This is a genomic window from Streptomyces sp. ActVer (assembly GCF_027270795.1).
Taxonomy (GTDB): Bacteria; Actinomycetota; Actinomycetes; order Streptomycetales; family Streptomycetaceae; genus Streptomyces; species Streptomyces umbrinus_A.
The window spans coordinates 1-8,878 of record NZ_JAPWHT010000425.1 but is presented as its reverse complement, the minus strand read 5'-3'; the positions used below and the strand labels follow the sequence as shown (position 1 = coordinate 8,878).

General features: G+C 71.3%; 12 protein-coding genes and 2 pseudogenes. 3 read left to right on the top strand and 11 right to left on the bottom strand.

Annotated elements, in window-relative coordinates:
* A pseudogene (locus tag O3Q52_RS42560) lies at positions 1–108 on the bottom strand (DNA-binding response regulator); the annotation flags it as partial.
* Positions 105–512: pseudogene (locus O3Q52_RS42555) on the bottom strand (sensor histidine kinase); the annotation flags it as partial. The pseudogenes O3Q52_RS42560 and O3Q52_RS42555, both read right to left, overlap by 4 nt.
* Between O3Q52_RS42555 and O3Q52_RS42550 the strand changes: the two are divergent.
* Positions 435–722: a hypothetical protein gene (locus O3Q52_RS42550; protein WP_269653899.1), complete on the top strand. Its 288-nt coding sequence runs from the start codon at positions 435–437 to the stop codon at positions 720–722. The pseudogene O3Q52_RS42555 and the gene O3Q52_RS42550 overlap by 78 nt on opposite strands.
* A 73-nt stretch (positions 723–795) precedes the next feature.
* Here the strand turns inward: O3Q52_RS42550 and O3Q52_RS42545 are convergent, their stop codons facing one another.
* The 4 genes from O3Q52_RS42545 to O3Q52_RS42530 all read right to left on the bottom strand — a co-directional run bounded on the left by O3Q52_RS42545 (position 796) and on the right by O3Q52_RS42530 (position 3,742).
* Positions 796–1,326 (bottom strand): hypothetical protein, encoded by a 531-nt coding sequence (locus O3Q52_RS42545; protein ID WP_269653898.1) that lies wholly within the window; start codon positions 1,324–1,326, stop codon positions 796–798.
* Positions 1,327–1,346: 20 nt separating this feature from the next.
* Positions 1,347–2,231 carry an oxidoreductase gene (locus O3Q52_RS42540; RefSeq protein ID WP_055613386.1) on the bottom strand — a complete coding sequence of 295 codons (885 nt, stop codon included), beginning with the start codon at positions 2,229–2,231 and terminating at the stop codon, positions 1,347–1,349.
* 112 nt (positions 2,232–2,343) lie between these two features.
* A complete protein-coding gene (locus tag O3Q52_RS42535; protein ID WP_269653897.1) occupies positions 2,344–3,114 on the bottom strand; it encodes a class F sortase in 771 nt (256 codons plus the stop codon).
* Complete coding sequence (locus O3Q52_RS42530; protein WP_269653896.1) at positions 3,101–3,742, bottom strand: hypothetical protein; 642 nt, start codon at positions 3,740–3,742, stop codon at positions 3,101–3,103. Before O3Q52_RS42530 ends, O3Q52_RS42535 begins: the two co-directional genes overlap by 14 nt.
* Before the next feature lie 194 nt (positions 3,743–3,936).
* Here O3Q52_RS42530 and O3Q52_RS42525 point away from each other — a divergent pair, with 194 nt between their 5' ends.
* Positions 3,937–4,323, top strand: coding sequence for a PPOX class F420-dependent oxidoreductase (locus O3Q52_RS42525; RefSeq protein WP_269653895.1), 387 nt, complete (start codon positions 3,937–3,939; stop codon positions 4,321–4,323).
* Here the strand turns inward: O3Q52_RS42525 and O3Q52_RS42520 are convergent.
* The gene (locus O3Q52_RS42520; RefSeq protein ID WP_269653894.1) at positions 4,309–4,779 is read right to left on the bottom strand and encodes a GNAT family N-acetyltransferase; all 471 of its coding nucleotides are present in this window, start codon (positions 4,777–4,779) and stop codon (positions 4,309–4,311) included. The genes O3Q52_RS42525 and O3Q52_RS42520 overlap by 15 nt on opposite strands.
* Before the next feature lie 164 nt (positions 4,780–4,943).
* Here O3Q52_RS42520 and O3Q52_RS42515 point away from each other — a divergent pair, with 164 nt between their 5' ends.
* A complete protein-coding gene (locus O3Q52_RS42515; RefSeq protein ID WP_269653893.1) occupies positions 4,944–5,447 on the top strand; it encodes a VOC family protein in 504 nt (167 codons plus the stop codon).
* A 107-nt stretch (positions 5,448–5,554) separates the two neighbouring features.
* Here the strand turns inward: O3Q52_RS42515 and O3Q52_RS42510 are convergent, their stop codons facing one another.
* The 4 genes from O3Q52_RS42510 to O3Q52_RS42495 all read right to left on the bottom strand — a co-directional run.
* On the bottom strand, positions 5,555–6,292 hold the full coding sequence (locus O3Q52_RS42510; protein WP_269653892.1) for a DUF4142 domain-containing protein: 738 nt from the start codon (positions 6,290–6,292) through the stop codon (positions 5,555–5,557).
* Between the two features lie 167 nt (positions 6,293–6,459).
* Positions 6,460–7,272, bottom strand: coding sequence for an SAM-dependent methyltransferase (locus O3Q52_RS42505; RefSeq protein ID WP_269653891.1), 813 nt, complete (start codon positions 7,270–7,272; stop codon positions 6,460–6,462).
* A gap of 188 nt (positions 7,273–7,460) precedes the next feature.
* On the bottom strand, positions 7,461–7,814 hold the full coding sequence (locus O3Q52_RS42500) for a hypothetical protein (protein ID WP_269653890.1): 354 nt from the start codon (positions 7,812–7,814) through the stop codon (positions 7,461–7,463).
* Positions 7,815–8,131: 317 nt separating this feature from the next.
* On the bottom strand, positions 8,132–8,878 hold a 747-nt coding region (locus O3Q52_RS42495; protein WP_269653889.1), incomplete at its 5' end, for an ATP-grasp domain-containing protein.

The window sequence follows — 8,878 nt, the reverse complement described above, 5'->3', positions numbered from 1 at the left end:
GGTGCCCGCCTCGCCCACGACCTCCAGGTCGGGGGCCTCGCCGATCACCATGCGAAGGGCCGCGCGGACGAGGGGCTGGTCGTCGGCGAGGACGACCCGGACCGTCATCGCACACCCGCCGGTACGGGCAGCCGCGCCGCCACCCGGAAACCGCCCTCGGGGCGCGGCGCCGCCGAGAACTCCCCGTGCAGCAGACCGACCCGCTCGCGCATGCCGAGCAGCCCGTAGCCGGTGGCCGCGGTGCGCCCGGGGCCGTTCCCGCTGTCGACGACCTCGATGGCCAGCTCCTCGTCCCGACAGTCGACGGTCACCTGGCAGGAGCCGGTGCCGGCATGGCGTACGACATTGGTGACGGCCTCCTGCACGATCCGGTACGCGGACATGCCGATCTCCGGGGGCAGCGTGAGCCGTTCGCCCCGCCAGCGGACCTCGACATGGACGCCCGCGGCCGTCGTCCGCTCGGCGAGGCGGTCGATGTCGGCCAGACCGGGGGCGGGGGAGGGATCGAGCGGCTGCTGCCCCTGGTCTTCAGCGCCGACCGCCACTGGGCGGCCCTCGTCGACCACGCCCTGCCGACGGGCGCGTGGATCCGCCTGGTCGACGTCGACCAACAGCAGGTCGCGTACCCGTGGACCCTCACCGGCGCCTGGACCGTCTACGCGGTCTGGGCCCTGGCCACCGCCGCTGTCGCCGTGACCTCCGTGCAGCGGCGCGACCAGTGAACGCCCTGACCCGCGAGCCGCCCCATGCCTGGCGTCCCGGTGCCTACGTCCCCATGTCTACGTGTCTACATGTCTACGCACGTGTCTCGTGCAGGGCGGTGCGAGCGAGGTCGACGAAGTTCACGACCGACTCCCAGAACGGGCGGTAGCAGTCGCTGAACCGCTCTCCCGCTCCCTCCTCGCCCTCGATCATCGCGCGGAGCGCCCGCCAGTTGTCGCCGGTCGCGAGGCGGAGCCGGTCCGCGGCCGAGGCGGTCTCCGCCGACCCTTCCAGGTCCACCACCCAGACCCGCTGACGCAGCACGGCGTACTCGCCCCGAAGCCGTATCCGCAGATCCTTGAGAGCGGCGAGCCGCTCGTCCGGGTCCTGGATCTGGTCGGCGTCGGTGACCTTCCAGTAGAGGTCGCCCATGCGCTGGGCCTGCTCGATGACGTCGACGTACGCCGAGCGGCGGGTGGCCCGGAGCCGGTCCGCCTGTACGGTCGCGGCGGCGGCGTCCGCCTGGATGCGGGCGGCCCGGTAGGTGCCGCGGCTGGTCACCCAGCTCGCGAGCACGGCGGTCCCGGCCGTCAGCGCGGCCACCCACAGTGTGCTGTCCCCCATGTCGGATAGATCCTCAACCCTCAGGCGAGCCGGGCGAGTTCGTCGTCCGACAGGCTGATCGCGCCCGCGGCCACGTTCTCCACGAGGTGGTCCGGATCGCCGGTGCCCGGGATGGCCAGGACGTGCGGGCCGCGGTGCAGTGTCCAGGCCAGCCGGATCTGCGCGGGGCTCGCGCCGTGGGCCCGGGCGATGTCGAGGACCTCGGCTTCGTGGGTGCCGTCGGCGCCCTTCCTGCCGCCCTCGCCGGCTATCGCGAAGAACGGCACGAAGGCGATGCCCTGTTCACCGCAGATCCGCAGGACGTCGTCGCCGACCTCGCTACGGGTGTCGAGGGCGTACCGGTTCTGGACGCAGACCACCGGGGCGATGGCCTGTGCCTCGGCGAGCTGCTCCGGGTCGACGTCGGACACCCCGAGGTGGCGGACGAGCCCGGCCTCGCGCAGCGCGGCCAGTGCGCCGAAGTGCTCGGCGATCGAATGGCGCCCGTGCGTCCGGAGGTTGACCACGTCGAGGTGGTCGCGGCCGAGCTGGCGCAGGTTCTCCTCCACCTGCCCGCGCAGTTGCTCGGGTCTGGCCCAGGGCAGCCACTCGCCCGACGGATCCCGCCCCGGCCCGACCTTGGTGACGATGACCAGGTCGTCCGGATACGGGGCCAGCGCCGAGTTGACCAGCTCGTTGGCGGATCGCAGGGACGAGAAGTAGAAGGCGGCGGTGTCGATGTGGTTGACGCCCAGTTCCACCGCGCGCCGGAGCACGCCGAGCGACCGGTCGCGGTCGCTCGGCGTGCCCTGGTGGAAGGCGCCGCTCCCGGTCAGCCGCATGGTCCCGAAACCCAGCCGGTTGACCGTGAGGTCGCCGAGCCGCCACGTGCCCGCTGCCGCCGCGTTGATCGTCTCCGAGGTCATCGTCGGAGTCTTGCACGGAGGTTCGGACCATGGGGGCGGACGGCGAAAAGTGATCTTCACAGGCTCTGCGGGCGTCGACCGTCGGCGTCGAGCCGGAGACTCAGCCCGGTATTCAGGCGGGGCGATCCGGCTCGCGCGTCCCGATCAGATGCGCGAAGACGACGACATTGCTCCGGTAGCCGGTCCTCCGGTCGTACGCCCCGCCGCAGGTGATCAGCCGCAGCTCAGGGCGCTTTCTGGTGCCGTACACCTCCTGGCTGGGGAACTGCTCCTTGTCGTACGTGCGGACGGCGTCCACCGTGTAGACGGCGGTGCGGCCGTCGGCGCGCCGTGCCTCGACCAGCCGGCCGGGTGTCAGTCCGCTCAGGTCGACGAAGACGGCGGGCCCGGTGGCGGTGTCGAGGTGGCCGACCACGACGGCGGTGCCCGCCTCTCCGGGCGAGGGGCCGCCCTCGTACCAGCCGACCAGTTCGGGGCTGTCCATCGGCGGAGTGGTGAGCTGCCGCTTCCGGTCCAGGCGCAGCCCGACGACCGGTGCCTCCAGACCGAGATACGGGATCCTCAGCACCGTCGCCCTGGACCGTGGGAGCGGCCGTGGCGCCGGGCCGGCGCGGCGGACGGGAGGCGGCACACGGACGGGGTCGCGCCGGGGCTGGGGTGTCGCGGCGACGGAGGGACCCCGGTCGGCGGAACCCGGGGACGCCTTGGCGTCCCCGGGAGCCGGGGCCGGGGCGGGTGCGGCGGCCGGGTCCGGGGGCCGGCCGCCGTCCTCGGCCCACCAGATGCCGCCCATCACCAGTGAGAACGTCAGAACGGTCGTCCTCGTCAGTCGGTAGGCGCGCGTCCGGTACCAGGGTCTGGGCGCGCGCCTACGCGGCGCCATCGGGCCGGCGGCGCAGCATCCGGAAGTAGACGAAGCCCGACACTCCGACCAGGCCCACCGCCGCCGCGGCGCCGACCGCGGACACGCTCGGTGGCTCGGCGAGACCGCCGCCGCCCGCGGGTACGCCGCCGATGGGTCCGCCGGGTGCCACGCCCTCGGATCCGCCGACGGGCGGTGTCTTCTTGCAGTCGACCTTGAACACCTTGTGCTTGCCCGCGCCCTTGCCGTCCACGATCTGCCAGGTGAGCTTGTACTGGCCGTCGGGCAGGGCCAGCAGACCGGTCGTCCGGCCGGTGCCGGTGGGCAGCGCGAGGGTGCCGGTGAGCGTGGCGCTTCCCCGCTTCGCCGGCTGGGGCTCGATGATCCAGGTGACGCCCTGCCCGCGGTCGAAGTTGAAGGCGGCGAGGTAGAACTGGCAGACCTTCGGGTTGTTGCGCTGGTCGGCGTCGGGAGTCGTGTCCGCGTGGATCTTGACGTCACCGTTGTCGCCGGGGGCGGCGAAGGCGGCCGGGGCTCCGAGGAGGGCGGTACCGGCGAGGGTGAGCGCCGTGAGCGCGGCGGCTCCCGTGCCGGCGGTGCGGGAAGTGCCGGCGGTGCGGGCGGTGCGGGGGAGTGGCGAGGCGGGCATGCGAGGTCCTCCGAGCGGGATGATTGTCGTACAAATCGACGCTTTGTCTGACTCTCTTTCACATCCCGCGCCCGAAAGCCCGGCGAATCACTGACGAGCCGTCAGGGATTGCTCGTCCGGCCCAGCATTCCGCCGGGCCGGACTCCCCTCGGCCCGGGCTCCCGCCGGGCCCGCCCGCCGCCTACACTCACCGCGTGGACAACTCAGCGCTGGAGCGGCTCGGTGCCGGTAAGTACCTGCTGGTCACCAGCTATCGGAAGAACGGCACGCCGGTCGCGACCCCGGTGTGGGTGGTCCGTGACGGCGACACGCTCGGCGTCTGGACCGTCACGGACTCGTGGAAGGTGAAGCGGATCCGCAGCCGCGCGGACGTCCTCGTCGGCCCCTGCGACGTCCGCGGCAACCCGACCGGCGAGCAGCTCCCCGCCACCGCCGAGGTCTGCGACCAGGACGTCACCGAGCACTATCGCCGTCTCATCGCCCGCAAATACGGCATCAACGGCCGCCTTGTCCTGCTCGGCAGCCGACTGCGCCGCGGGAAGAACGGGACGCTCGGCATCCGGGTGTCACTGGTGCCGTAGCCAGACGTAGTCGACGGGCTGTACGGCGTTCCAGGTCTCGGCCAGTTCCGGGCCGACGATGACGAAGTCGGCTCCCTGGTAGCAGCGCAGAGCCCGGTCGTTGTCCGGGTGCACCCGCATGAACACGTCCGAGTGTCCGGAGCCGCGGGCCTCGCCGAGCAAGCCCCGGACCAGTTCGCGCCCGAGGCCACGACCGCGGGCCTCGGGTGCCACGATGATCCGCGCCAGCTCCACCTCGTCCTCCTCGGCGTCGAACCACAACTCCCCGTACGCGAGGGGTTGTTCGTCCTCGACGAGCAGGTGGGCCGTCACGTCCGTGTCCTGCTGCCATGCCGCGACGGTCTCTCCGGCCATGGGGAACTCCCCCCGCCCGCACCACATCGCGACCTCCGTGGCGGAGAGTGGCCAGGTCGCCACGGTCGTCGCGTGCGCGGCGCTGAAAGGAAGCAGATCCATGATGTGACTCCGTTCGTCCGGCTCCGCGGCCCTTGACCGGACCGAGGGGATGCCTAGAGTGACCGGTGGTTGAACGGCAAACCGCTTTCGCGATGCCGGTGAAACGCCGGCCTCGGCCGTCGCGGCCGGCGTCCCATTTCATTGTGTGAGGAGCGTTCGCACACGTGTCGAGCCAGGAGAACCCCTTGGACCTGACGGCGATCGAGACCGAGAGGGCACGGATCCGGGATGCCTATCTGGCCCCGGACAGGCGGCCCAGTTCGGCACGTGGCGTGCACCATGTCGCGCTGCTCTCCGGCGACGTGGAGAGGACGGTGCGCTTCTACCAGGAACTGCTGGAGTTCCCGCTGACGGAGATGTTCGAGAACCGCGACTACAAGGGCTCGACCCACTTCTTCTTCGACATCGGTCACGGCAACCTGCTCGCCTTCTTCGACTTCCCGGGCCTCGACCTCGGACCGTACGCGGAAGTCCTCGGCGGACTCCACCACCTGGCCATCTCCGTCGAACCGGTGGCCTGGGCGCGTCTGCGCGACCGGCTCGACGCGGCCGGGGTGGACTACCAGGAGGAGAGCGGCACTTCGGTCTACTTCCGCGACCCCGACGGCACCCGTGTCGAGCTGATCGCGGATCCGCTCGGCGAGATGTACGGCACGATCGTGCGGTAAGCCGTGCGGGACGGCCTGCGGGGCCGCGGCCGCCGACAGCAGACGCGCACCCGGCCGATGCCGGGTGCGCGGGCCTGCCGGGCGGTGTCCCATGCCGCGCCCGAGGCCTACCGCACCGTCGGTGACGGCGTTGGTGTCGGTGTCTGGGAGGCGCCCGCCTGCGGAGTGAGGGCGACGACCGGCGCTCCTGGCTGGGGCGCGGGCGGTGTGACATCGCCGGCGGGCAGCTTCGGAGGGGTCGTTTCCTGGAAGAGGACCGAGTCGAAGTTGACCAGCCCGGTCTTCTCCAGGATGGATATGTGGTCCAGGACGGTGTCGTTGACCTGGTCGGCCAGTTCACGGACGAGGCTGTTCTCGGTGGTGGCACGGATCTTCGCGACGGTCGGGAAGATCTGGCCGTGTGTCACCCGCAGCATGTTGGCGAGGTCCGTGTCGAACTGCTTGCCGTGGTCCGCGGTCAGGGTCGCCACGAACCCCTGCTGCTGCGGGGACGCCTGGTTGGGCAGGGTGATCCCCAGCCGGGGAGCGATCAGCCGGCACTCGGCGTCGAGTGCGGCGTGGCCCGAGATCAGGTGCTCGCCCGCCGTTCTGACGGGCTGGGTCGTGCCCTTCGTCAGAGCCAGCTCGCCGGAGGGGAACTCCCACAGCCCGGCGGCGCGCACCTTGACGACGAAATCGCGGTCCGCCTCCGTGAGCGGGCCGGTCGGGGTGCGGGCGATGATGCGCGACGGGGAACTCGACGCGTTCTGCACCCCGAGCATCGCGGGATACGCGAGCGCGGCGAGGGTCAACGTCAGGCTGCCGACGACGAAGACTGTTCCCGCCACGTTCCGGGACATACGCATGGCTCCTCCTGGCCCAGGACATCCGCCCCCGGAGTGGAGTGCTCCAGGGGCGCTGCTTTCGCCCCGCGGTGAGCGGTGCGGATGCCGGGGTGTACGGCTTTGCCCGGTCAGAGGATCCTCTGGTCCGGGCAAAGACTGAGCCATGGCGGGCCCGGGGCCGGGGGGCCTTACGGCTTGCGGCCGACGCCGCCGAGGGCGATCACCTCGGACGGGATCGCCGCGGCGCCGGGGTCGGGCCGCCACTCCGCGAGCGGGACCACGCCGGGCTCCAGCAGCTCCAGACCCTCGAAGAAACCGGCCAGTTGTTCCGGGCTGCGAAGGAAGTACGGGGCGGCGCCGCTCTCGTTGTAGCGCCGGGTGGCCTCGGCGTTGGCCTTGTGGGTGTCCACGCTGTCGTTGAACGCCAGGAAGCTGCCGGACGGCAGGGCCTCCATCAGCCGGGTCACGATGGACCGGGCCTCGTCGTAGTCGGCGATGTGCCCGCTGACCTGCATCAGGGTGAGTGCCACCGGCTGGGTCAGATCCAGCGTCGTGGCCGCCTGCCGCAGGATCGCGTCGGGATCGTGCAGATCCGCGTCGATGTAGTCGGTCACCCCCTGCGGGGTGCTGGTCAGCAGCGCCCGGGCGTGTGCGAGCACCAGCGGGTCGTTGTCGACGTAGACGATGCGCGCCTCGGGGGTCACGCGCTGGGCTATCTGATGTGTGTTGTCCACGGTGGGCAGTCCGGTACCGATGTCCAGGAACTGCCGGACACCCTCTTCGCCCGCCAGATGGCGCACGGCCCGGCCGAGGAACGCCCGGGAACCCCGGGCGAGTTCCTCGATGCCCGGGAAGAACTCACGGAACGCGTCGCCCACTTGGTGGTCGACGGGGTAGTTGTCCTTCCCGCCCAGCCAGTAGTTCCAGATCCGGGCCGAGTGCGGCACCGATGTGTCGATCTTCGACCACGGGCCCGCGGGTGCGGACGAATCGTGAGTCACTGAACAGCCTCCTCAGCACACGCCGTCGCAAGTCTCACCACACAACGTAGAGCCGCCGCCCCCGCTCCCGGACGGGATCCGGCCAAGTGCCGGAGGCAAAGACCGAGCACGGCGGATCGGGAACCGTGCGCGCGGCCGGAAGACGTGCCCCGCCTCCCATACCGCCTTCTGCGTCTTCCCCGCGTCGCTCAGTGGAACTCGTGGACGAGCTCGATCTCTCCGACGATGTGGGCGTTGAGATCGTCGAGCTCTTCGGCCGGAACCCACAGTTCGAGGATTGTGCGCCCGCCCGCCTGCTGGACGGGATACCGGCTCAGGAAATCCGACTCGACCTCGAATCGCGTGACGAAGCCGGCGCCGTCGTGCTTCACGTTCCAGTCCCGCGCGATCCTGATCGCGTAGTCCTCGTTGAGGACCGGGTAGAAGATCGGCTGCTCGGGGAGACGGGGCGGCCAGGCGCGCCAGTCCAGTTCCCGGACCAGATCCAGCTCCTTGGGGCCGACCGGGCGCCAGAGGGTCGTCGTCGCGGGCCGGCTGGTCATGAGCGCTGCTCTCCGAACGTGGGAATCCGCCGAAACGGCTGGTCAGGAGACCGAACGATAGCGGTACGGTACGCGCGACGGCACGTGGTTTCCAGGCCCGGCCGGTCCGCCAATGGGCTGCCGCTCCTGCCGTCCCTCCCACTTCGTGGGAGCTACGGCAGGAGCGGAATGACGAGCGGTCACAGCAGGAAGAGCAGGTGTACAGCGACGAGGGCCGAGCCGACAGGCCAGGGCACGGCTCACCAGGTCGTCGTACGAGGCAGGGGCCGTGCTGTCCCGGACGGCGGTTACTGCCGCCCCCGAGCCGACCGTCGCGCTCATCGGGCGTTCACCCGCGGCCGCAACCCGGACAGCAGCGACTCGACACGGGCACGCGCGCCGAGTCCCTCCGCGTCGCCCGCCATCACATGACCGAGGTATTCGTTGTTGCTGCCGGCAGCCTTGACCGCCCGCCCCGGCTCGGCGAGCTGCACCTCCAACACGCCCTGGGCGTCCCGCACTTGATCGCAGCCGTCGATCGACTCCAGCGTCCCCGCGGTGTCCGGCACCAGGAAGCCGACGGCGGCGCTGCGCAGCCCGGTGTCGCTCCGGCGCAGGTCGGGGGCGCGGCCGAGGGCCACGTCGACGCAGGCCGCGGCCAGGTCGAGTCCGGTGACGTGCCGGATCAGCTCGTTGATGCGGTTTCCGGCCGGGCGGGGGTTCACCTCGACGAGGCGCGGACCGGCGGCGGTCAGCTTGATCTCGGTGTGGGCGACCACGGAGTCGAGGCCGAGCGCCTTGATCGCCTGCGTCGCGGTGTCCTGGGCGGCCTCCGTGTCGCCGGGGGCGAGCGCGGCTGGGAACATGTGGCCCGTCTCGATGAAGGCGGGCGCTCCGCCGACGCTCTTGTCGGTCACGCCCACCACATGGGTCGTCCCGTCGAACGACACGGTCTCCACGCTGACCTCGGGCCCGTCGAGGAGCTCTTCGAGCAGGAGGACGGGTGCCCGGACCTGGCCGCGGGCGTTCACCGGGAAGTCCGCGATCGCCGGACAGGCGTCCGCCAGCTCGCGCTCGTCGTCCAC